The following is a 21490-nucleotide window of genomic DNA, read 5'->3' as shown; positions in this document are numbered from 1 at the left end:
AAGGAGATATAAAGATGCGTGGAATGGGAAATATGGGCAACATGCAAGGCATGATGCAAAAAATCCAAAAAATGCAAAAGGAAATGACCAAGGAGCAAGCGGCCATTGAAGCCACTATCTTCCAAGCTCAAGATGTTAACCAGTTAGTGACCGTCAAAGTCAACGGTAAGAAGGAATTGGTAGAGTTGGACCTAGCGCCAGACTTGGTAGATCCAGATGATATCGAGATGTTACAAGATCTAGTGATTGCAACGGTTAACGATGCTTTGAAACAAGTGGACCAAGCGACGGAATCCCGCCTGGGTAAATACACCCAAGGCATGAACCTACCCTTCTAGCCTATAAACCATCAAAGGAGGTGGCCACCCAGTGCAATACCCTGCACCCATCGCGAAGTTAATCAATAGTTTTACCAAATTACCGGGTATTGGGGCCAAGACAGCGGCTCGGTTGGCCTTCTATGTCCTTGACATGAAAGAATCCGACGTGACCGAGTTCGCCCAAGCCCTGATTCAAGTCAAACGCGACTTGCGCTTCTGCCCAACCTGTGGCAATATCACGGACAGCGAGCTCTGCGTCATCTGTTCCGATCCAAGTCGTGACAGCAAGACGGTCCTGGTGGTAGAAGATGCCCGGGATGTCATGTCCATGGAGCGAATGCATGAATATCATGGCCTCTACCATGTCCTTCACGGGGTCTTATCCCCCATGGAAGGCACGGGGCCAGAAGATTTGAATATTCCTTCGCTCCTGCGTCGTTTGCAGGAGACGGAGATTGAAGAAGTCATTGTAGCCACCAATGCCACCGCTGAAGGGGAAGCGACCGCCATGTACTTGGCCCGCTTGCTTAAGCCGGCTGGTATTAAGGTGACCCGCCTAGCTCACGGTTTGGCGGTAGGCAGTGACATTGAATACGCCGATGAGATGACCCTCTTCCGGGCCATTGAAGGGCGACGTGAATTATAGTGGAAAGACAAAGTGAGGAGAAGGCATGTTTCCAGGAAAGTTTATAACCCTTGAAGGTCCTGATGGGGCCGGCAAGAGCAGTGTGATTGCGGAGTTGACCGCCTATTTAGAGGGCCAGGGCCATCAAGTCCTGACCACTCGTGAGCCGGGGGGCGTGCCCATTGCGGAGGAGATTAGACGGGTCATTCTAGATGTGGATCACACTGCCATGGACCCGCGGACAGAGGCTCTCTTGTTTGCGGCAGCCCGTCGTCAACACTTGGTCGAAGTGATTCTACCAGCCTTGCATCAAGGCAAAATCGTCCTCTGTGACCGCTTCGTGGATTCGTCCTTGGCTTACCAAGGTATGGCCCGCGATATTCCGGTGGATCTGATCTGGTCCATTAACCAATTTGCAGTGGAAGACCAACTACCGGCTCTGACTCTCTTAATCGATGTGCCAGCTGAGGTGGGCCTAGCCCGCATTCATCAGGCTCGTGGTCAGCGCCAGTATGACCGCCTAGACCAAGAATCCCTGGACTTTCATAACCGGGTCCGTCAGGCCTTCCTAGATTTGGCCCAAGCTTCGCCAGAGCGTATTAAGGTCATCGACGGGCAGGCGCCGCTAGACCAGGTTGTGGCCGCCTGTATTGACGTTCTACATCAACATGCCCTCTAGAGACAGAGAGGAGAAGGAGTATCATGATGAAATTAATTATTGCTATTGTTCAAGATCAAGACCAAAACGAATTGAGCCGCGCTTTCTATGATGCCAATGTCCGTGCCACTAAGTTATCTACCACCGGTGGTTTCTTACGGGCCGGCAACACTACCTTTATGATTGGGATTGAGGAAGAACGGATTGAGGAAGTCTTGAAGATTATTGACCAATGTTCTAAGGCGCGTGAACAATATGTCAGCGCTCCGCTCCATTTGGATATGGGGCTAGACTCAGCTGTCAACCTACCTGTTAAAGTTGAAGTAGGGGGCGCAACCGTCTTCGTCTTGCCAATCGAAAGCTTCCACCAATTCTAGGCGGCGACTGGTATGGCTACCTATAGCGTCGAAGCCCTCAAGGCTTATTTTGCCCAGCAGGTTCAGGAAGGCCACCTAGCCCATGCCTACCTGCTGACAGGTGGGGACATGACCAGCAAGCGAGCCGTCATGACGGCCCTAGCCCAAGACTATTTCTGTACGGATAGCGCTGGCGACCCAAGGACTATCCGTCAACGGATTGCTGACAACCAGTATGCCGATATCTACTACCTAGAGGCTCAAGGCCAGACCCTTAAGGTCGACCAGGTCCGCGAGCTCAAGGAATGGTTGGGGCAGAGCCCGCTAGAAGGGCGGGGTAAGTTTGCTATTATTGAGCAGGCCGAGCGTTTCAATGCCTCTTCGGCCAATGCCCTCTTGACTGTCCTGGAGGAGCCGGTGGACAATGTCTATCTCTTCCTCTGGAGTCCCAGTGCCAACTTGCTCCTGCCGACTATTTTGTCACGGGTTCAAGTCCTACATTTGGAGGCGCCAGACCGCCAAGCCCAGGCAGCGGACTGGGAGGCTCACGGCGTCTTGCCCGTTCATGCCCAGATTCTGGCAGGTTTCAGAGAGGAAACGGTGGCCCGTTGGACCAGCGACTATGAGGCGACCCAGTTTGAGCAGGCCATCAAGACCTGGAATGGCTGGTATCGCCAGCTAGTGATGGGTGACCCCATGGCCTTTGTGGCCCTGCAGACCCGTCTCAAAGGAGACCTGACCCAGCAAGGCGGCTTGGACCTAGCAGATTATTGCCTGCGTCTGACCCATCAGCTCCTAACCAAGGCAGCAGCCTATGATTTCCAGGGGCATTTCTTGACCGACTTGGCCAAACAAGGCCTGCCTAGCCAGGCTGACCTCTTGCGGGTTAACCAACTCTTGCTAGAAGCTAAGCAGCGGATTTTAGCTAATGTATCCCCTCAGTTGGCTTTAGAACAGTGCGTCTTACGATTTAAGATGGGACGCTAAGCAAGCCAATTTACTCTTATTGATAACGAAAGGATGTTGTGCTAATGGATGAGTCAAACTTGACCCAGATTCTGGCCCTAATGGATAGTCAGTTTAGCCAATTAAGTGATACCATGGCGCAACTCAAGCACCAGGTAACAGAACTTTCCCATGAAAATAACCGCCTTCGCATGGCCAATGCCCAGTTAGCATCGGTCGTCAGCGAAGCCAGCCCGCCCCTGACGGATTTGCCCCCAGAGCAAGAAGACAAGCATCAGGAGGAGACTAGTCGGGCGGTGCCAGCCAAGCGGCAACAGGCGGGGCGCGAGCGCCTGCAGACCTTCTACCAGGAAGGCATCCACATCTGCCATACCTTCTATGGTATGAAGCGAGAGCCAGGCGAAGAGTGTATCTTCTGTCAGAATCTCCTGGATAGTTTCCAGCGGGACAACCACTAGGAGGCTCTTATGACAGACGCGACTGACTTACTTAAGCCCGGCGAGCGCCTAGACTATCTAGCTCGCGAGAACTTGTCGATTATTCAAAATCCAGACTACTTTGCCTTCTCAGTCGATGCCATCCTCTTGGCTCATTTTGCCAAGGTGCCACGGCGCCAGACGGCCAGAATTCTGGATCTCTGTAGTGGGACTGGGGTCATTCCCTTCCTGCTCAGTGCCAAAACAGCCGGTCACATAGATGCGATTGAACTGCAAGAGGCCCTAGTGGATATGGCCCAGCGCTCTTGCCAGCTCAATGATCTGACGGACCGGCTGACTTTTCGCCAAGGAGATGTCAAAACCATGGCGGCGGCGCGCCCCCTCTATGATGTCGTCACTTGCAATCCTCCTTATTTCTCGGTCACTAACAAACAGACCCAACACCACCTGACCTCCCATGCCATTGCCCGGCATGAGGTCTACTTGACCCTGGAACAATGGGTGGCCCAGGCCAAGCGCCAGCTCAAGACCCGGGGCAAGCTCTTCTGTGTCTATCGGCCAGACCGCCTAGATGACTTGATGGAGACCTTGCTAGGGGCGGGCTTTAGTGTTCACCGCCTGCAATTTGCCTATGGCAAGGCCGACCAGGTAGCCAAGGTGGTGCTGGTCGAGGCTATTTATGCAGGGGGGCGCCAAGGCTTGAAGGTGGAGCCGCCGATTGTCATTTATGGGTCGGATCAGCAATACACCCCAGAAATGAAGGCAATTTATTATGGCGACTAAACAGTATTTTTTCTATGTGCTCTACTGCGCAGACCATACTCTCTATACCGGCTATACGGTGGACTTAGAGGCGCGGACTGCCAGTCATAATGCTGGCAAGGGCGCCAAGTATACCCAACAAGCCAAGCGCCGGCCGGTTCGCCTGCTCTATGCTGAAGAGCGGCCTAGCCGGTCTCTGGCCATGAGGGCGGAGGCGCGTTTTAAGCGACTGACTCGGGCCCAGAAAGAAGACTATCTCTTCCGCCATGGCTTGACGTCCTTATCGGCTAGCCAACCCTTAATTATTCCCTTGGAGGTGCAAGATGGAACAACGGAGCTTTGAGTCCCGGGCGGGGGGCACCCTCTACTTGGTGCCAACGCCGATTGGTAACTTAGAAGACATGACCTTCCGGGCCATTCGCCACCTCAAGGAAGCGGATTTGATTCTGGCGGAAGATACCCGCAATACCATTAAACTCTTAAACCATTTTGAGATTGAGACGCCTATGCAGAGCTTCCATGAGCATAGCCAGGCTGACCGTCTCCAGCCCTTGTTAGAACGTTTGGCGCAAGGTCAGGATTTGGCCTTGGTGTCAGATGCCGGCATGCCCCTGATTAACGACCCGGGTCATCCCTTGGTGGATGCCACCCTTAGCCAGGGACTGGCAGTGGTAGCTCTGCCGGGCGCCAATGCGGCCCTGACAGCCTTGATTGCTTCGGGCTTATCCTGCCAGACCTTCACCTATTACGGCTTCTTTCCACGGGATAAGAAAGGCCAGGTCGCTGTTTTAGATCGAGTGGCAGGCCAGGATTCGACGGCCATTTTCTACGAGTCGCCCCACCGCATCAAGCAGGCTCTGCAGGCCATTCGCCAGGGATTGGGGCCGGATCGAGCCGTGGTCATAGCTCGGGAGTTAACCAAGCGTTATGAGACCTATATTCGAGGCAGTGTACATCAAGTACTCATGAGCCTAGCGGACCAGGAAATCAAGGGCGAATGTGTCCTCTTAATCGCTGGCGGGGGTAAGGTCGAGATGGGCCCTGAGCTAACGGCAGAGACCGATCTCAAGGTCTTGGTCCAAGACCTCATGGCCCAAGAAGGCCTCAATGCCAAGCAAGCCATTAAGCAAGTGGCCAAGACTTACGGACTGAAAAAACAGAGCGTCTATCAGGCCTATCACGACCTGACTGACTAATAAAGGAGGAAGACTTATGGCATTAAAAGATGAAGATTTCTTATTGAAAAACGATAAAGACTTAGAGGCTGCCATGGCCAAGTTAGGCTTAGTCCTAAATGAAGAGAAGAAGGAATTCGTCGATCCTACCGACCAATTCGCCTTTGACCCAAGCGCCTTAGAAGATGACCAGGATGACCAAGCCAAAGGCAAGGACCATGGACGCAAGTAAAAAACGTTGCGCATGGGCCACCAATATGCCGGATTATTATCAGGCCTACCATGACCAGGTTTGGGGCGTGCCCCAGCACCAGGATTTAGACCTCTTCAAATGGCTAGTCCTAGAATCCTTCCATGTGGGCTTGTCTTGGCGCTTGGTCCTATCCAAGGAGGCCAACTTTGCCCGTGCCTTGGAAGGCTATGACTATGGCCGTATCGCCCAGTATCAGGAAGAGGATGTCGAACGCCTAGCCCAGGATGCGGGCATTATCCGCCATCGGGGCAAGATTCGAGCGACCATTGCCAACGCCCAGGCCTTTCTTAAGGTGCAGGCCGAATGGGGCAGCTTCGACGCCTATATCTGGCACTTTACGGAGGGGCAGGTGGTCTTTCCACCCCACGGGGAGCGGCCGACCCGAAGCGACTTAAGCGATCGCATAACCAAAGACCTCAAGAAGCGGGGCTTCAAGTTTTTAGGCAGTGTGACGGTCTATTCCTATCTACAAGCTATCGGCATGGTCAATGACCACGAGCCAGAATGTTTCTGTTATCAAGCAGTGCGCTAGCCCTTGAGGTCGGCGCTTTTTTTGCGAACAAATTTTCGCACCTAGGAGACTAAGTGTGCTATAATGGGTAAGGTAAGATTGAACCAGAGGAGAAAGACAATGGCCAAAGATAAAATCGTAATCAAAGGGGCACGGTCCCATAACTTAAAAAATATTAACCTAGAGATTCCGCGTGACCAGCTGGTCGTAGTGACGGGTCTATCCGGATCAGGTAAGAGCTCCCTGGCCTTTGACACCCTCTATGCAGAGGGCCAACGCCGCTATGTGGAGAGCCTGTCGGCCTATGCCCGCCAGTTCCTAGGTCAAATGGATAAGCCGGATGTGGACTCCATCGAGGGTTTGAGCCCGGCTATTTCCATCGACCAGAAGACCACTAGCCACAATCCGCGCTCAACGGTCGGGACGGTAACTGAAATTAACGACTACCTGCGTTTGCTCTATGCTCGAGTTGGGGTACCTTACTGTCCTCATCACCATATTCCCATCCAACGCCAGTCCGTTGAGCAGATGGTCAACCAGGTCCTAGACCTGCCTGAGCGCACGCGTATCCAAATTCTGTCCCCTCTGATTCGTAATCAAAAAGGCCAGCATCAGAAGACCCTGGAGAAGATTAACAAGGACGGTTTTGTCCGGGTGCGAGTGGATGGTCAGATTTATGATGTTACCGAAGTGCCTGAACTAGCTAAGAATAACAAGCATAATATCGACGTCGTGGTGGACCGGGTCGTCATCAAGGATGGCGTTCGCTCCCGCCTCTTCGATTCCATGGAGACCGCCCTCAAACTATCTGAAGGCTATGTCATTATCGATGTCATTGATGGTCAGGAATTGCGTTTCAATGAACACTTTGCCTGCCCTCACGGCGACTTCCAGATGGGCGAGTTGGAGCCTCGGCTCTTCTCCTTCAATGCACCTTTTGGTGCCTGCCCAAGCTGTGATGGTCTGGGTTCCCGTCTAGTGGTAGATGAGGCCTTGGCTATTCCCGATGAAAATCTCACCTTGGAAGAAGGAGCCTTTGTCGCCTGGAATCCAATCAGTTCCAACTACTATATGTCCATGATGCGCCAATTCTGTGAGCAGGAAGGAATTCCCATGGATGTTCCTTATAAGAAGCTCAAAAAGTCCCAGCAAGCCGACCTTAAGTATGGGGTCAAAGACGGTCGCAGCTTCAAATTCACCTACACCCCAATGTCGGGCACCGGCACGCGGACGGTTGATACGGTCTTCGAAGGGGTCATTACCAATATGGAACGTCGCTACAACGATACGGGTTCCGACTATACCAAGGAAGTCATGCGCCAGTACATGGTCGAGCATATCTGCCCAGCCTGCCAGGGCCAACGTCTCAACCCAACAGCCTTGTCAGTTCGGGTAGGGGACCTCAATATCGCCCAGGCCACCGAATTGTCTATTAGTGATGCCTTGGCTCACTTCAAGAGCCTGACCTTTGGCCCAGCAGATGAAGTCATTGCCAAGCCCATTATCAAGGAAGTGACCGATCGCCTAACCTTCCTCAATAATGTGGGGTTAGATTACCTGACCCTGAGTCGGGTGGCTGGTTCCTTGTCAGGTGGGGAAGCGCAACGTATTCGTCTGGCTACCCAAATTGGCTCCAATCTTAGTGGGGTCCTCTATATCTTGGATGAGCCTTCTATCGGTCTCCACCAACGCGATAACTCCCGTCTGATTCAGTCTTTAACGCAGATGCGGGACTTAGGCAATACCCTGATTGTGGTGGAACACGATGAAGAAACCATGATGACGGCCGACTATATCATTGATATTGGGCCGGGTGCCGGCGAGCACGGTGGCCAAGTGGTTGCATGTGGGACGCCGGAAGAGGTCATGAAGAACCCTAATTCCTTAACAGGTAAATACCTGTCGGGTAAGGAGAAAATCGCCTTGCCAGCCAGCCGTCGTCAGGAAGACAAGGGCTGGGTAACCGTTACGGGAGCTAGCGAGAACAACCTGCAGAATGTCACCGCCAAATTCCCATTAGGGCGCTTTGTAGCAGTGACGGGGGTTTCGGGTTCAGGTAAATCCAGTTTGGTCAATGCCATCCTTAAGCAAGCCTTGCTCAAGGAGCTGACTAAGGCTAAGACCCGTCCGGGTAAGTTTAAGTCAATCAAGGGTTACGAAAGTTTAGACAAGATTATCGACATTGACCAGAGTCCGATTGGCCGGACACCACGCAGTAACCCGGCTACCTATACAGGAGTCTTTGACGATATACGGGATCTATTTGCCAAGACCAATGAAGCCAAGTTGCGCGGTTATAACAAGGGGCGCTTCAGCTTCAATATCAAGGGCGGGCGTTGTGAAGCCTGTGCCGGTGGCGGGATTAACAAGATTGAGATGCACTTCCTGCCAGACGTCTATGTGCCTTGTGAGGTCTGTGGTGGCCGCCGCTATAATTCTGAGACCCTGGAAATTAAGTACAAGGGGCTTAACATCACCGAAGTGCTGGACCTAACCGTTGAAGAAGCGGTGGAGTTCTTTGCCGCCATTCCGAAAATCAAGCGTAAACTCCAAACCTTGCTAGATGTTGGTTTAGGCTACATTAGCCTGGGTCAGTCTGCTACCACCCTGTCAGGTGGGGAAGCTCAACGCATGAAGTTGGCTGCCGAATTGCAGCGGGTTTCGACCGGTAACACCTTCTATGTCTTGGATGAACCAACGACCGGGCTTCACGCCCACGACATTCGCAAGCTGCTAGAGGTCATCGACCGCCTTGTAGAAGCCGGCAATACCGTAGTGGTGATTGAACATAATCTGGATGTCATTAAGACCGCCGACTATGTCATCGACCTTGGGCCAGAAGGTGGGGTTCGCGGTGGTCAGATTATCGCCACCGGGACACCGGAAGAAGTAGCCAAAGTCAAGGGCTCCTTCACCGGCCAGTACCTCAAACCATTATTGAAAAAATAAAATAAGACTGGGACATTTGTCCCAGTCTTATTTGCTTATTTAATGTTCCCTATTTATTAGTTACACTAATAAATAGGGTTTAGCACCATGATTTTTACGGTCTCTCTTAGTGTTTTTTCACAAAGTCGGGCGAATTTCACAAGAACGTTCGTCTTTTGACTGAAAAAGCCTGATTTAATAGGCTTTTGCTTGGCGCGCTCGTCATATCTTCAATATATAATAATTTATATTTTTCCTTATAACTTAGAATAAGTCATGCGCTTAAAGCGGCTGAGACCTGTCAGCCGCTCTTTTCATCCCTAGGTCCGAGCAAATATCGGTCCTAGGCCCTATGTCAAACGAGTGGAAAACTGGCATAATAAGGGTGTAGTTAAGAAACAAGCCCTCATTTAAGGAGTGAGAGATATGAATGAGAAAGAAAGAATCATTGAATTAGTCAAACAACAAGTCATTACCATGGATGAAGCCCTTCGCCTCCTCGAGGCTTCGGCCCAAGCAAAATCAGCTGACCAAGCAGAGGAGCCAGCCGACGCTCAAGACCAAGTGACGGACCAGGAAGCTCCAAGCAAGCAAGAAGCGCCAGCTGACCAAGAGCCTGAGCAGGACAAGAAGGCGGGCTTCGACCCAGAACAACTCAAGGCTACCGTCCAAGAAGCCATCGACAAGAGCCTCAAATTTGGCCAAGAAATTATCTATAGCGTCCAACAAAGCCTTGATGATAAGCCAGAAGATAAGCAAGAAGCCAGCAAGCCAGCAGAGCCAGCCCCCGAAGCCTCTGAACCAGAAGCTTCCATCAGCCAGGAAGAGGCAGAAGCAGCGGCGGCCAAGCGCCAAGAATTAGAGGAAAGCCTGGAAAAAGAAGGCCAAGCCCTCCTCATCGCTAAGCAACGCTTAAGAGAGTTCGAGATTCTAGCAGAATTAGACGAACTCAGTGAAGAACTCCAAGCCCAAAAAGCCCAAGTGGCAGCAGAAGTCCTGGAGCGCGGCCAAAAGATTGACCAGCTCCAAGAAGAACTCAAGGCCTACAAGCCAGTAAGCCCTAGTTCAGAGCCCTTCAGCCAACGACTCAACGATTTCGTTCGCCAAGTCAATGAAGGCGGCCAACGGGCAGCCGACCACGTTAGTCGGGCAGCGGATCAATTCGGTCAGAAAGCCGACCGCGCCGGCCAACGTATCGATAACGAAGCCAACCGCCTAGGCCGGGTCATTGGCCAAGTGGTGAGCACAGCCTTTAAGGCAGCGCGTGAAGGCATTCGTGTAGGTGTGAGAGCCTACGGCCGTTTGGGCAATGAATGGGAGCATACCTTTAACTTTGACGCTAAGGACCTAAAGGTGTTAGACTTTAAGTTATCACGAGGCGATGTCAAAGTCACTCGCGCCCATGTGGATCAAGTCTCAGTCAATGTTAAGGCCAGCTTCTTCGGCAAGATTCCAAATCCTAACCTAGAAGATTTCCAAGCCCACAGCATCCTCTCCCTAGACGACGGCAACTTGCTCCTGCAAGTAACTGACGACCATATGTCAGCGGATATTGAAGTGACCCTGCCAGACCAAGACTTAGAAACTGTTCGGATTGAGACTACCCAAGGGGATATCGAACTAGACGGTGTCCAAGCTAAGGAAATCTATCTGACGACTGTCAATGGGGATGTCGACCTGTCCGATGTGGCAGCAGATTTATTAGACTACCATTCAACCAATGGGGATCTAGACTACCGCCTAGCAGAGGTTAAACGCCTCAACCTAGAGACAACTAACGGCGACTGCCGCGTGGTAGGTGCCATTGGCGATGTAGCGGCTAGCCTAATTAGTGGCGACCTGCTCTTAACCAAGCGCGATGAGACGCCGGCTGCTATGAAGGTCAGCACGGTCAGTGGGGATGTCAAGATCGCCATTCCAGCCAACTTAAGCCTAGAAGGCAGCGCTCAATCTAGCTCAGGCGACGTGGAACACCGTATTGGCCACCTAGACGTTGAAACTCACCGTCATCACAGCCTGGAATTCCAACGGCTGATGACCAACCAAGAACGACCTGTTCATTTAGAAGTTAACACCGTATCAGGCGACATCCGCCTCAAAGATACCGATTTATAGGAGGAATTTATCATGAAACGATTAACTCGTAATAGCCGTGAAGGAATGTTTTTAGGCGTTTGCGCCGGGATTGCTGATTATTTTGGTATAGACCCAACGCTTGTGCGCCTAGTCTGGGTGATTTCCGGTCTTTTAGGTGGCGTAGGCTTATTCGGCTACTTGATTGCGGCTTTCATCATGCCAGAAGCCTAAGCTTAAGTAAGTTAGAAAGAAGGAACGACCATGAAACGACTATATAAATCTACCCGTGACCGTAAAGTAATGGGGGTCTGCGGGGGGCTGGGAGAATATCTAGGCATTGACCCTACTTTCCTTCGCCTAGTGTGGTTTGTCCTCATCTGGCCAGGTTGGGGGACACCTTTCCTCATTTATTTGGTCTTGGGGATCATTCTGCCAAGTGACTATACGGTTGCGAATGGCCCTACCAGTCGCTCTAGCCGCCGCGAACAGGAAAGAGACCGCTATCGCCAACAGGCTAACCGGGCAAGAGAGGAACTTAATGATTTCCTACGTCGCTATCAAAAAGGCGCAGCAGGTCGCGATGCTAAGGCAGAGCCTAAGCGACGTGATGTGACGCCTAAGGATGACTGGAGTGATTTCTAATGCGTCGGATTTTATTGAATACCTTACTCTTTATGGGCCTGGCCCATGTTATGCCGGGTGTCAAAGTTACGGGCTTTGGCGGGGCCTTAATATCAGCCTTTGTCTTCGCCCTCTTAAGCGTAACGGTAAAGCCAGTCCTAGAATTCTTTGCCTGGCCCCTTAACTTCTTGAGTTTGGGCTTGGTCAACTGGTTGATTGCCGGCTTTATCCTGCTTTTAGCTAGCTGGTTGCCGGGTGGCCTTACCATTAGCTCTATCTGGAGCGCTATGTTGGTGGCCGTTGCCCTTTCCCTAGGCCAAAGCCTAGTTGGCCTGGACAGTCCCTATCACGATTAAGCCCCATAAAAGACCGCAGACCGGATGGCTGCGGTCTTTTGCTTAGGGTGGTAAATTCAGCCTTTTCAAGGGTCTGTCCGGGCAAACGAAAAGATAGGAATTCTCCGCCGTCTATGTTAAGATTAGGAGGTAAAAGTCAATGAGGAGGCAACATTTTCATGTCCAGCAGTGTAACCGTCAATGAACTCGTAAAAACTTTAAAAATTCAATATGCTTTTGGGGAAGATTATGGTTCTCGTCAAATATATACTAGTGAAGTATCCCGGCCAGGTCTGGCCCTAACAGGTTTTGTGGAGGACTATCCTTTCGAGCGAATCCAGTTGCTTGGGCGGACAGAGCTCCTCTATCTCGCGAGTCTGCCAGAGGAGCAGCGCCTTTTAGCCTATGAGTCCCTCTGTAATGAGGAGACACCCGCTATCATCTTCGCACGTGACATGGCGGTGCCTGAAGATATCTTCGCCGTAGCAGATAAATATCATGTGCCAATCTTGGTGGCACGCTCTAAGACCACCCGGGTCTTAGCCAACTTGACTAACTTTTTGGAAGGGCGTTTAGCTGAACGTTTGGCTAAGCACGGCGTCTTCGTGGAAGTATTCGGGATGGGGGTCCTCCTGACCGGGGGGAGCGGTGTCGGTAAGTCTGAAACGGCTCTAGAATTGGTCCAACGCGGCCACCGTCTGATTGCCGACGACCGGGTTGAACTCTTTATGATTGACGAATTGACCCTAGTCGGTGAAGCTCCTGAAATTCTCCAAAACCTCTTAGAAATCCGTGGTTTAGGCATTATCGATGTCATGTCTCTTTACGGGGTCGCGGCCATCCGTCGCTCCAAGCGTCTAGAATTGATTATTAATCTCGTGCTAGATGATGGCCAAACCGAATATGACCGTCTAGGCTCACAACGTGAATATGAACAAATCTTTGAAGTCAACGTGCCACGTATCCGCATTCCGGTTAAGACCGGGCGGAACTTGTCAGCCATTGTTGAGTCGGCAGCCATGAACTTCCGGGCTAACCAAATGGGTTATGATGCGACCACTACTTTCAATCGTAAACTAGACGCCCTCATCAAGAAGAATCGGGTTGATAACTAGATGCCAATTTTAGCCATTGATCCCATTGCCTTCCGTTTGCTGGGCTGGCCTGTCCACTGGTATGGCCTCTTGATTGGCTTAGGCATGGTCCTATCCTATCTTTTGGTCATGCGAGAGGGGCGACGTAAGGGCCTGTCGGAAGATTATCTGTCGGATGCCTACTTTTGGACCATTATCTTAGGCCTGATAGGGGCGCGCGCCTACTATGTGCTCTTCCGTTTGGACTACTACCTGGCCCATCCCGACCAAATCATTCAGATTTGGCATGGTGGGGGTGCCATCTATGGAGCCATCTTGCTAGGGACAGCCACCATTATCTATGTGGCAAGGCGCTATCAGCAAGACCTCATCCTGACCTTGGATGTAGCAGCGCCAGGCATTATGCTGGCCCAAGCCATCGGGCGTTGGGGCAACTTTGTTAACCAAGAGGCCTATGGGCCAGAAACCAGCCGCGCCTTCCTAGAAGGCTTGCATTTGCCGGCTTGGCTCATTGACCAAATGCAGATTCAAGGCCATTATTACCAGCCAACCTTCCTGTATGAGTCCTTGTGGAACTTACTTGGCTTGACCCTGATCTTCATCTTGCGACGACAAAAAGGCTTAGTCAATCGTGGCGAATTAGCGGCCGGCTACTTCGTCTGGTATGGCCTAGGTCGCTTCTTCATTGAAGGTCTACGGACTGACAGTTTATACTTGGGTCCCTTGCGCATTTCGCAGGGGCTGTCCGCCGTCATGGTAGTGCTGGGCTTGGCCTGGATTATCATCAGACGGCGAGGGGGTCACAGTGTGGCCTATTCAGATTTCCAATTAGAAAAGAGGTAAGGACATGAAAATTGCGGTATTAGGTTCAGGTTCCTGGGGAACTGCCCTAGGCCAAGTCTTGGCTGAAAATGGTCATGAGGTGGTCTTATGGGGACGGGAAGACCACATCGCGGATGAAATTAACCAAGCCCATACCAATAGCCACTTCCTGCCAGGCATTAACTTGCCGACGGCCATTGTGGCAACAACGGACTTAAAAGCAGCCTTGGATCAAGCCGCTGTCGTGCTCTTCGTCTTACCAACCAAGGCTATTCGCTCGGTTGCTCGGCAGGTAGCTAGCTATCTCAGTCAGTCAGACGCCCAACCCCTCCTAGTGCATGCCACTAAGGGGCTGGAGCAGGGGACCCATTTGCGAGTTAGCCAGATGATTGAAGCGGAAATTCCGCGCCAAGACTACCAAGACCTGGTTGTTTTGTCAGGCCCAAGCCATGCTGAGGAAGTAGCCCGCCATGACCTGACGACTGTAACGGCCGCTTGTCCCAATTTACAAGCAGCTGAGAAGGTGCAGGCCCTCTTTAAGAATCACTACTTCCGCATTTATACCAATACCGATGTGGTAGGCGTGGAAATGGGCGCGGCCCTCAAGAATATTATTGCCCTAGGGGCCGGTGTCCTAGCGGGAGCTGGCTACGGCGACAATGCCAAGGCCGCCCTAGTAACGCGTGGTCTGGCTGAAATTTCCCGTATGGGCATTAAGTTAGGGGCAGACCCGCTGACTTTCGTTGGCTTGAGCGGGGTAGGCGACCTAGTGGTCACCTGTACCAGTCCCCACTCCCGTAACTGGCAGGCAGGGAATCTGCTAGCCAAAGGTTACAGCAAGGAAGCCATCGAAGAAGAAATTCAAATGGTAGTCGAAGGGATTGCTACTTGCCAGTCAGCCTATGAATTGGCCAAGGAATCCGGAATCGAGATGCCAATTACCGAGGCCCTCTATGGTCTTATTTATGAAGGTGCGCAGGTCAAGGAAGGCCTGCTTCGCTTGATGACGCGCGATGGCAAGCAAGAAGCCTCCCTGTCTCAAGCGCATTATTAAGAGAGTGAATGATAGAATGGAAAAAGAATTAATTGTAACAGATGTCGTCGTGATTGGCGCTGGGCCGGCTGGCATGACCGCCGCCCTCTACGCTTCACGAGCCAATCTCAAGACCCACATGATTGAAAAAGGCGTTCCTGGCGGGGAAGTCAACAACACGGCAGACGTGGAAAACTATCCTGGTTTTTCCCTGGTTTCCGGCCCAGAATTGGCCCAACACATGTACCAAGGGGCCATGCGTTTTGACGCAGTCCACGACTACGGCGATGTGAGCCATATTGAAGTAGCAGGTGACCTTAAGCGAGTGCATACTAGCTCTAAGATTTATGAAGCTAAGGCAGTCATTGTGGCGACCGGTTCTTTCCACCGCCATCTTGGTGTGCCTGGTGAAGAAGAATTGGCTGGCCGTGGCGTGTCCTACTGTGCGGTCTGTGACGGTTTCTTCTTCCGCGATAAGGAAATTATCGTAGTCGGCGGAGGTGACTCGGCCGTTGAAGAAGCCCATTACCTGACTCAATTTGCTAGCAAGGTCACAGTTATTCACCGTCGTGACGAGCTCCGAGCGCAGAAAGTCCTGCAAGACCGGGCCTTTTCCAATCCTAAGATTGAATTTATCTGGGATAGCGTGGTGGAGGAAATTCTAGGGACGGATGCGGTTGAAGGCGTGCAAATTAAGAACGTCAAGACTGGCCAGACCAGCCGCGTGGATGCCCAAGGGGTCTTTATCTACGTTGGTTTAGTGCCTAACTCAGAAGCAGTCAAAGATTTGGAAATTACCGACCAAGAAGGCTGGATCATCACGGATGACCACATGGCCACTAGCCTGCCAGGCGTTTTTGCAGCTGGCGACGTGCGTCAAAAGCACCTGCGCCAAATCGTAACAGCCACCGGCGATGGCGGCACGGCTGGTTTCCAAGCCTACCAATACATTGAAAGTCTTAAAGACTAAGCTAAAAAGCCCTGCACTGTCTATCAGTGCAGGGCTTTTGATGTAGCCAGTGGCCCACTCCGGAAAGTGGACCACTAGCTCCCGGGAAATCGCCGAAAATGGGTCAAAAGCTAGGAAAGGCTTCGAGCCAGTGGCCCACTCTGTCAAGTGGACCACTAGCTCCCGGGAAATCACCAGAAACGGGTCAAAAGCTAGGAAAGGCTTCGAGCCAGTGGCCCACTCTGTCAAGTGGACCACTAGCTCCCGGGAAATCACCAGAAACGGGTCAAAAGCTAGGAAAAGCTTCGAGCCAGTGGCCCACTCTGTCAAGTGGACCACTAGCTCCCGGGAAATCACCAGAAACGGGTCAAAAGCTAGGAAAAGCTTCGAGCCAGTGGTCTACTCCGGAAAGTGGACCACTAGCTCTCGGGAAATCGCTGGAAACGTGCCAAAAGTCAGGAAAAGCTTCGAGCCAGTGGTCTACTCTGGAAAGTGGACCACTGGCTCGGTCAAAAGATAGGGCTTGGGGCAGATTTCATGATATCCCGAGCTGTCTCAGCCAAAAACCTAGGCCTAGAGCCGCTAGTTCTCCATTAACCAAACCACACAAAAAGGACTGGGCATCAATCCCAGTCCTTTTGCCTTAGACTTAGGCGGTTAATTTAGCGATGTCTGCTTCAATCTTAGCAGCCTTAGCTTCTACTTCTTCATGCGAAGCGCCTTGGGTGCCTAGATAGAGCTTGATTTTTGGTTCGGTACCACTTGGACGGAAAGCCACCCAGCTGCCGTCTTCCAAGACATACTTGAGGGCATCAGATGGTGGGAAGGTCAAGGTTTCAACCGTGCCGTCAGCCAGAGTGCGTGTGCCAGCTAAGTAGTCAGCTGCGCTCACCACTTTGAGGCCACCCATTTCCTTGATCCCTTCAGTCCGGATTTGCTGCATGATGGCTGCCATCTTAGCTTGCCCAGAGAGACCTGGGAAGTCCACTGCGATAGTCTTTTCATAGAAGTAGCCGTATTTTTCGTACATGCTTTCTAAGACATCAGCCAAGGTGCGGCCCGCTTTCTTGTGGTAGGCAGTCAATTCGGCTAAGACTACCAAGGCTTGGATGGCATCCTTATCGCGAACAAATGGCTTAATGAGGTAACCGTAAGATTCTTCAAAGCCCATGAGGAAGGTCTTAGAGCCTGTTTCTTCATATTCTTGGATCTTCTCAGCGATAAATTTGAAGCCAGTTAGTACTTCGACCGCTTCTAAGCCATAGTGAGATAAGATGGCGTCAGCAAAGTTAGTCGATACGATAGACTTAACCGCTACCCCGTTCTTAGGCAGTTGGTTGAGTTCTAACTTAGCGTTCAAGATGTAGTCCAACATGAGGGAAGCGATTTGGTTCCCAGTCAAGAGTTGGTAGTCACCCTTGCTAGTGCGAACCTTAGCCCCGAGCCGGTCAGCGTCTGGGTCGGTCCCTAAGAGGATATCCGCTTCTACCTTCTTAGCTAATTGCTCAGCCAAATCAAAGGCCGCAGCAGATTCAGGGTTAGGCGACTTAACAGTTGGGAAGTCACCGTCTGCTTTAGCTTGTTCTTCTACCACGTGAATCGTGTTAAAGCCAGCTTGGTTGAGGGCTTTAAGACCTAGGTACATACCAGTCCCGTGAAGTGGCGTGAAGACGATGCTGACTTGGTCCGCCATTTCCTTGACTAATTCAGGGTTGATGGTGACAGCCTTCATTTCTTCTAGGTAAGCTTGGTCCACACGGTCACCGATGATTTCTACGACGCCGCTCCCTAATAATTCGGTCTTGTCACCTACTTCAACGGTTAGAGGGTTTTCCACTGCGCGCACAAATTCTGTTAATTTATCTGCATCTTCCGGTGGCATTTGCCCACCGTCTTCGCCGTAAACCTTGTAGCCATTGTAGGCGGCAGGGTTGTGGCTGGCAGTAATCATAATCCCAGCGTAGGTGTTGAGGTAGCGTACGGCAAAGGATAATTCAGGCGTTGGCCGTAAGCTCTCAAAGACATAGCTCTTGATGCCGTGACGACCCAAGACCAAGGCCGCTTCCATGGCGAATTCAGGTGAATAATGCCGTGAGTCATAGGAAATCGCAACTCCGCGGTCTTTAGCCGATTGGCCAGCTTCTTCGATTAATTGGGCTAAGCCTTCTGTTGCTTGGCGAACGGTGTAGACGTTCATGCAGTTAGGCCCTGCCCCTAGGACACCACGCATACCTGCTGTCCCGAAGCTGAGATTGGCGCCAAAGGCATCCTTTAAGGCTTCTTCGTCCTGGTTATTGGCTAACTCTTCCTTGAGCACTGGATCAAGGGCGTCGTAATTTTTCCAGAGGTTTAATGTTTCTTGCCATGTCATAGCATTACCACCTTTCAGTATTGCGTCATAAGAGAAATGAAACCTAGTGAGAGGCTCCTCACTTTATGCTAATATTCTACCATGAAATGTAGACGGTTACTAGTAGGGCTAGAAATTTGAAAGGGAAATTTAGCCATAGCACTCAGGTAAATGTCCGGGCCTATCAGGAAGCTAGCGCCCAGAAAGTTTTGTAAATCTACTTAAATACCCTAAAACCGCCAGAAGCAAGCGTCCGGCTCCTAGGTCGCTTTTCCCGCCTAAGCGTGGTATACTAGGGAGGAAAATAGCGAGGATTCCACAAAGAAAGAGGCGATGATATGGCAGACACACTCGAACTAGTCATTATTACAGGGATGAGCGGCGCCGGCAAGACAGTTGCGGTCCAAAGTTTTGAAGATTTAGGCTACTTCTGTATCGATAACATGCCCCCAACCCTGCTCCCAACCTTCTGGGAATTGGTCAAAGAATCAGGCAAAATCAGCCGGATTGCGCTTGTCATCGACTTGCGGAGCCGAGATTTCTTTAATGAAGTCGACAGCCTGATTGCGACTTTAGATAACACACAGTTAGTGACAACCCGCATTATTTTCTTAGATTCTAGCGATTCGGTCTTAGTATCTCGCTATAAGGAGACCCGCCGGAATCACCCACTGGCCCCAGATGGCCGGGTATCAGAAGGGATTGCCAAGGAACGTGAGTTGCTCATGGACTTGCGCACCCGCGCCCAAATCATCATTGATACTTCCGATATTTCTCCACGTCAGTTGCGTGAGCGCCTGATTAAGGACTTCGCCACTAAGGATTATCAGACCTTCCATGTGGAAGTCATGTCCTTTGGCTTCAAGTACGGGGTGCCGATTGATGCCGATATTATCTGGGACGTGCGCTTCCTGCCTAACCCGCACTATATTCCGGAATTGCGCCCGCAGACTGGGATGGATGCGCCGGTTTATGACTATGTCATGAAGCAACCCGAAACCCAGGCCTTCTACAGCAAGCTCATTGATGTCATTGAGTTCTGCCTACCAGGTTACAAGAAGGAAGGCAAATCCAGTGTGACCATCGCCATTGGTTGTACCGGCGGTAAACACCGGTCCGTGGCCATTGCTGAGCGGATTGCCAACCATCTTAAGACAGATAACTATGCGGTTAATATTTCCCACCGTGATTATATGAAGAAGAAAGAGACCGTGAACCGGTCATGAGCGAGACCAAATCGCACCGCTATAAGGTAGCAGTCATCGGTGGTGGGACCGGATTGCCTGTTATCTTGCGGGGGCTCAAACGAATTGACGCCGACATTACAGCCGTTGTAACCGTGGCGGATGATGGTGGTAGCTCAGGCGCCATTCGCGACTATATTGATGTCGTCCCTCCGGGCGATATTCGTAACTGTATGGTGGCCTTATCCGATGCTGACGAGCTACTACTGGACGTCTTCCAGTATCGTTTTAACACGGATGATGACTTCTTGGCCGGCCACGCCATCGGTAACTTACTCATTGCCGCTTTGAAAGAAATGCGAGGTTCCTTGACCGAGTCCTTAGACATTCTATCCAATTATATGAAGGTTCAGGGCCAGATTCTGCCGGCAGCGACCGAGCCCCTAGTCTTGCACGCCCTCTTCGAGGACGGGACCATTGCGGTCGGCGAGTCTAAGATTGCACGTCATCGTAAGAAGATTCAACAAGTTCTGGTGACCACCATGCAAGGGGAGCCAGCCATTCAGGCGACCCCTCATGTCGTGGAAGCTATTGAACAGGCAGATTTGATTGTTCTGGGGCCAGGTAGCCTCTATTCCAGTATCCTGCCTAATCTCATGATTGAAGAAATCGGTCAGGCCATCAAACGGACCCAGGCTGAAGTCGTCTATATTTGTAACATCATGACCCAGTTAGGGGAGACCGAGCAGTTCTCGGATGCTGACCATGTCCGAGTCTTGCATGAACATTTGGGCCAGGCCTTTATCGATACGGTCCTCGTGAACATTGCCGAGGTGCCTCAGGATTACATTGACAATCAACCTAATGAAGAGTACCTACTTCAAGTCCGCCATGACTTTGAAGGCATGCGTAAATTGGGTTGCCGCGTCATTTCCAATAGCTTCCTCAGCATGAAAAATGGCGGTGCCTACCATGACACCGAATTAGTGGTGGAAGAACTCCGCCATCTCATGGAAACGATTAAGCTTAACCGTCGCCTCAAACATCAGGCGGCACAAGTCTAAGGTAAGCTAAGTCCAAGCAGAAAGGAGGGTTCTCATGACCTTCGCATCAGAAGTTAAGAAGGAATGTACCCTCTTAGAGGTCCACAAGGAACACGCTAAGGCGGAGCTTGCGGCCCTGATTCGGATGAATGGGGCAGTCAGCCTCTACCAACAGAAGTTTATTCTCAATGTTCAGAGCGAAAATGCGGCCATTGCCCGCCGACTCTACAGCCTACTCAAGCAGTTCTATCACACTGAGAGTGAGCTCATGGTCAGACGCAAGATGAAGCTTAAGAAGAATAATGTCTATATCGTCCGTTGCCGCCAGAATGTGCGGGATATCTTGGAGGACTTAGGCATCTTCGACGGGCTCATGATTAACCACCATATCGCGCCTGACATTATGAATAATGAACAGAAGGAGCGCTCCTATTTGCGGGGTGCCTTCCTAGCAGCTGGTTCCGTCAACAATCCGGAGAATAGTCGCTATCACTTGGAAATCTATTCCAACTACGAGGAGCACAATGAGGACATCTGCAAGATGATGAATCATTTCCACCTCAATGCACGGACCATCGTCCGTCGCAACGGCTATATTACCTACCTTAAGGAAGCTGAGAAAATTGCCGAGTTTCTGGCTATTATCGGTGCCAACCGGGCTATGTTACGCTTCGAAGATATTCGCATTGTTCGTGACATGCGTAACTCCGTTAACCGTCTGGTCAACTGTGAGACGGCCAACCTCAACAAGCAAATCGATGCCTCACAACGGCAGATTGAAGCCATTCGTTACCTAGCCGACACGCGGGGGCTGGATAGCCTCCCTGATAAGTTGCGGATTATGGCGGAATTCCGTCTAGATCATCCCGACCTCAGTTTGGGTGAGTTAGGCCAATTAATTCCAGGTGGCCCTATTTCCAAGTCGGGTGTCAACCATCGTCTCCGCAAGTTAGTGGAACTAGCGGAAAGTCATGCTTTATAGCAATCTACCC

General features: G+C 51.3%; 24 protein-coding genes. 23 read left to right on the top strand and 1 reads right to left on the bottom strand.

All coding sequences use genetic code 11. The features are described from left to right. Positions 1 to 14: 14 nt before the first annotated feature. From V7R82_RS09345 to trxB, 20 genes are all read left to right on the top strand, one after another. The gene (locus V7R82_RS09345) at positions 15 to 338 is read left to right on the top strand and encodes a YbaB/EbfC family nucleoid-associated protein (RefSeq protein WP_211234432.1); all 324 of its coding nucleotides are present in this window, start codon (positions 15 to 17) and stop codon (positions 336 to 338) included. A 31-nt stretch (positions 339 to 369) separates the two neighbouring features. Continuing rightward, positions 370 to 966 (top strand): recombination mediator RecR, encoded by a 597-nt coding sequence (gene recR, locus V7R82_RS09340; RefSeq protein ID WP_023391530.1) that lies wholly within the window; start codon positions 370 to 372, stop codon positions 964 to 966. A 25-nt stretch (positions 967 to 991) separates the two neighbouring features. Next, complete coding sequence (gene tmk / locus V7R82_RS09335; protein ID WP_291428879.1) at positions 992 to 1624, top strand: dTMP kinase; 633 nt, start codon at positions 992 to 994, stop codon at positions 1622 to 1624. Positions 1625 to 1650: 26 nt separating this feature from the next. Next, entirely contained in the window at positions 1651 to 1980 is a 330-nt protein-coding gene (locus V7R82_RS09330) for a cyclic-di-AMP receptor (protein ID WP_035364067.1), read from the top strand. A gap of 12 nt (positions 1981 to 1992) precedes the next feature. Continuing rightward, positions 1993 to 2946, top strand: a complete 954-nt coding sequence (locus tag V7R82_RS09325) for a hypothetical protein (RefSeq protein ID WP_338542664.1) — start codon at positions 1993 to 1995, stop codon at positions 2944 to 2946. Between the two features lie 44 nt (positions 2947 to 2990). Further along, positions 2991 to 3383: an initiation control protein YabA gene (locus V7R82_RS09320; RefSeq protein ID WP_338542662.1), complete on the top strand. Its 393-nt coding sequence runs from the start codon at positions 2991 to 2993 to the stop codon at positions 3381 to 3383. A gap of 9 nt (positions 3384 to 3392) precedes the next feature. Then, on the top strand, positions 3393 to 4145 hold the full coding sequence (locus V7R82_RS09315; RefSeq protein WP_338542660.1) for a tRNA1(Val) (adenine(37)-N6)-methyltransferase: 753 nt from the start codon (positions 3393 to 3395) through the stop codon (positions 4143 to 4145). Then, entirely contained in the window at positions 4135 to 4467 is a 333-nt protein-coding gene (locus tag V7R82_RS09310; protein ID WP_023391524.1) for a GIY-YIG nuclease family protein, read from the top strand. The genes V7R82_RS09315 and V7R82_RS09310 overlap by 11 nt, the downstream gene beginning before the upstream one ends. After that, a complete protein-coding gene (rsmI, locus tag V7R82_RS09305) occupies positions 4448 to 5320 on the top strand; it encodes a 16S rRNA (cytidine(1402)-2'-O)-methyltransferase (RefSeq protein ID WP_311465837.1) in 873 nt (290 codons plus the stop codon). Before V7R82_RS09310 ends, rsmI begins: the two co-directional genes overlap by 20 nt. A 16-nt stretch (positions 5321 to 5336) precedes the next feature. Next, a complete protein-coding gene (locus V7R82_RS09300) occupies positions 5337 to 5531 on the top strand; it encodes a hypothetical protein (protein ID WP_070756416.1) in 195 nt (64 codons plus the stop codon). Continuing rightward, a complete protein-coding gene (locus V7R82_RS09295) occupies positions 5494 to 6084 on the top strand; it encodes a DNA-3-methyladenine glycosylase I (protein ID WP_314064598.1) in 591 nt (196 codons plus the stop codon). The genes V7R82_RS09300 and V7R82_RS09295 overlap by 38 nt, the downstream gene beginning before the upstream one ends. A gap of 99 nt (positions 6085 to 6183) precedes the next feature. Beyond that, complete coding sequence (uvrA, locus tag V7R82_RS09290; protein ID WP_338542655.1) at positions 6184 to 9012, top strand: excinuclease ABC subunit UvrA; 2829 nt, start codon at positions 6184 to 6186, stop codon at positions 9010 to 9012. A gap of 405 nt (positions 9013 to 9417) precedes the next feature. Then, positions 9418 to 11106, top strand: coding sequence for a DUF4097 family beta strand repeat-containing protein (locus tag V7R82_RS09285; RefSeq protein ID WP_338542654.1), 1689 nt, complete (start codon positions 9418 to 9420; stop codon positions 11104 to 11106). A gap of 12 nt (positions 11107 to 11118) precedes the next feature. Further along, positions 11119 to 11298 carry a PspC domain-containing protein gene (locus tag V7R82_RS09280; protein ID WP_143227693.1) on the top strand — a complete coding sequence of 60 codons (180 nt, stop codon included), beginning with the start codon at positions 11119 to 11121 and terminating at the stop codon, positions 11296 to 11298. Positions 11299 to 11328: 30 nt separating this feature from the next. Beyond that, the gene (locus tag V7R82_RS09275; protein WP_268442508.1) at positions 11329 to 11709 is read left to right on the top strand and encodes a PspC domain-containing protein; all 381 of its coding nucleotides are present in this window, start codon (positions 11329 to 11331) and stop codon (positions 11707 to 11709) included. Further along, complete coding sequence (locus tag V7R82_RS09270) at positions 11709 to 12044, top strand: phage holin family protein (RefSeq protein ID WP_291428866.1); 336 nt, start codon at positions 11709 to 11711, stop codon at positions 12042 to 12044. Before V7R82_RS09275 ends, V7R82_RS09270 begins: the two co-directional genes overlap by 1 nt. A gap of 158 nt (positions 12045 to 12202) precedes the next feature. Then, the gene (gene hprK / locus V7R82_RS09265) at positions 12203 to 13138 is read left to right on the top strand and encodes an HPr(Ser) kinase/phosphatase (RefSeq protein ID WP_303823256.1); all 936 of its coding nucleotides are present in this window, start codon (positions 12203 to 12205) and stop codon (positions 13136 to 13138) included. Further along, complete coding sequence (lgt, locus tag V7R82_RS09260; protein WP_338542651.1) at positions 13139 to 13960, top strand: prolipoprotein diacylglyceryl transferase; 822 nt, start codon at positions 13139 to 13141, stop codon at positions 13958 to 13960. 4 nt (positions 13961 to 13964) lie between these two features. Further along, entirely contained in the window at positions 13965 to 14993 is a 1029-nt protein-coding gene (locus tag V7R82_RS09255; protein WP_338542649.1) for an NAD(P)H-dependent glycerol-3-phosphate dehydrogenase, read from the top strand. A 16-nt stretch (positions 14994 to 15009) separates the two neighbouring features. Continuing rightward, positions 15010 to 15942 carry a thioredoxin-disulfide reductase gene (gene trxB, locus V7R82_RS09250; protein WP_291428859.1) on the top strand — a complete coding sequence of 311 codons (933 nt, stop codon included), beginning with the start codon at positions 15010 to 15012 and terminating at the stop codon, positions 15940 to 15942. 628 nt (positions 15943 to 16570) lie between these two features. Here trxB and V7R82_RS09245 read toward each other — a convergent pair. Next, positions 16571 to 18292, bottom strand: coding sequence for a phospho-sugar mutase (locus tag V7R82_RS09245; RefSeq protein ID WP_338542647.1), 1722 nt, complete (start codon positions 18290 to 18292; stop codon positions 16571 to 16573). 317 nt (positions 18293 to 18609) lie between these two features. Here V7R82_RS09245 and rapZ point away from each other — a divergent pair, with 317 nt between their 5' ends. Genes rapZ through whiA form a run of 3 tightly spaced genes read left to right on the top strand, consistent with a single transcriptional unit; the run spans position 18610 to position 21480 of the window. Beyond that, positions 18610 to 19497 (top strand): RNase adapter RapZ, encoded by an 888-nt coding sequence (gene rapZ, locus V7R82_RS09240; protein ID WP_023391509.1) that lies wholly within the window; start codon positions 18610 to 18612, stop codon positions 19495 to 19497. Further along, positions 19494 to 20519 (top strand): gluconeogenesis factor YvcK family protein, encoded by a 1026-nt coding sequence (locus tag V7R82_RS09235; RefSeq protein ID WP_291428854.1) that lies wholly within the window; start codon positions 19494 to 19496, stop codon positions 20517 to 20519. The genes rapZ and V7R82_RS09235 overlap by 4 nt, the downstream gene beginning before the upstream one ends. A 34-nt stretch (positions 20520 to 20553) precedes the next feature. Beyond that, a complete protein-coding gene (gene whiA, locus V7R82_RS09230; RefSeq protein ID WP_268442500.1) occupies positions 20554 to 21480 on the top strand; it encodes a DNA-binding protein WhiA in 927 nt (308 codons plus the stop codon). Positions 21481 to 21490 lie beyond the last annotated feature (10 nt).

This window comes from Abiotrophia defectiva ATCC 49176, from assembly GCF_037041345.1.
Taxonomy (GTDB): Bacteria; Bacillota; Bacilli; order Lactobacillales; family Aerococcaceae; genus Abiotrophia.
Note: the sequence above shows the minus strand (reverse complement) of the source record. Positions and strands in the feature narration are given on the sequence as shown.

Coding starts and splice junctions, on each gene's coding strand:
- hprK (WP_303823256.1), top strand. CDS start 12,203: ATGTCCAGCAGTGTAACCGTCAATGAACTCGTAAAAACTTTAAAAATT.
- V7R82_RS09270 (WP_291428866.1), top strand. CDS start 11,709: ATGCGTCGGATTTTATTGAATACCTTACTCTTTATGGGCCTGGCCCAT.
- V7R82_RS09315 (WP_338542660.1), top strand. CDS start 3,393: ATGACAGACGCGACTGACTTACTTAAGCCCGGCGAGCGCCTAGACTAT.
- V7R82_RS09275 (WP_268442508.1), top strand. CDS start 11,329: ATGAAACGACTATATAAATCTACCCGTGACCGTAAAGTAATGGGGGTC.
- trxB (WP_291428859.1), top strand. CDS start 15,010: ATGGAAAAAGAATTAATTGTAACAGATGTCGTCGTGATTGGCGCTGGG.
- V7R82_RS09320 (WP_338542662.1), top strand. CDS start 2,991: ATGGATGAGTCAAACTTGACCCAGATTCTGGCCCTAATGGATAGTCAG.
- V7R82_RS09345 (WP_211234432.1), top strand. CDS start 15: ATGCGTGGAATGGGAAATATGGGCAACATGCAAGGCATGATGCAAAAA.
- rsmI (WP_311465837.1), top strand. CDS start 4,448: ATGGAACAACGGAGCTTTGAGTCCCGGGCGGGGGGCACCCTCTACTTG.
- tmk (WP_291428879.1), top strand. CDS start 992: ATGTTTCCAGGAAAGTTTATAACCCTTGAAGGTCCTGATGGGGCCGGC.
- lgt (WP_338542651.1), top strand. CDS start 13,139: ATGCCAATTTTAGCCATTGATCCCATTGCCTTCCGTTTGCTGGGCTGG.
- V7R82_RS09325 (WP_338542664.1), top strand. CDS start 1,993: ATGGCTACCTATAGCGTCGAAGCCCTCAAGGCTTATTTTGCCCAGCAG.
- V7R82_RS09300 (WP_070756416.1), top strand. CDS start 5,337: ATGGCATTAAAAGATGAAGATTTCTTATTGAAAAACGATAAAGACTTA.
- uvrA (WP_338542655.1), top strand. CDS start 6,184: ATGGCCAAAGATAAAATCGTAATCAAAGGGGCACGGTCCCATAACTTA.
- V7R82_RS09280 (WP_143227693.1), top strand. CDS start 11,119: ATGAAACGATTAACTCGTAATAGCCGTGAAGGAATGTTTTTAGGCGTT.
- V7R82_RS09235 (WP_291428854.1), top strand. CDS start 19,494: ATGAGCGAGACCAAATCGCACCGCTATAAGGTAGCAGTCATCGGTGGT.
- V7R82_RS09255 (WP_338542649.1), top strand. CDS start 13,965: ATGAAAATTGCGGTATTAGGTTCAGGTTCCTGGGGAACTGCCCTAGGC.
- rapZ (WP_023391509.1), top strand. CDS start 18,610: ATGGCAGACACACTCGAACTAGTCATTATTACAGGGATGAGCGGCGCC.
- V7R82_RS09285 (WP_338542654.1), top strand. CDS start 9,418: ATGAATGAGAAAGAAAGAATCATTGAATTAGTCAAACAACAAGTCATT.
- V7R82_RS09245 (WP_338542647.1), bottom strand. CDS start 18,292: ATGACATGGCAAGAAACATTAAACCTCTGGAAAAATTACGACGCCCTT.
- V7R82_RS09310 (WP_023391524.1), top strand. CDS start 4,135: ATGGCGACTAAACAGTATTTTTTCTATGTGCTCTACTGCGCAGACCAT.
- V7R82_RS09330 (WP_035364067.1), top strand. CDS start 1,651: ATGAAATTAATTATTGCTATTGTTCAAGATCAAGACCAAAACGAATTG.
- whiA (WP_268442500.1), top strand. CDS start 20,554: ATGACCTTCGCATCAGAAGTTAAGAAGGAATGTACCCTCTTAGAGGTC.
- V7R82_RS09295 (WP_314064598.1), top strand. CDS start 5,494: ATGACCAAGCCAAAGGCAAGGACCATGGACGCAAGTAAAAAACGTTGC.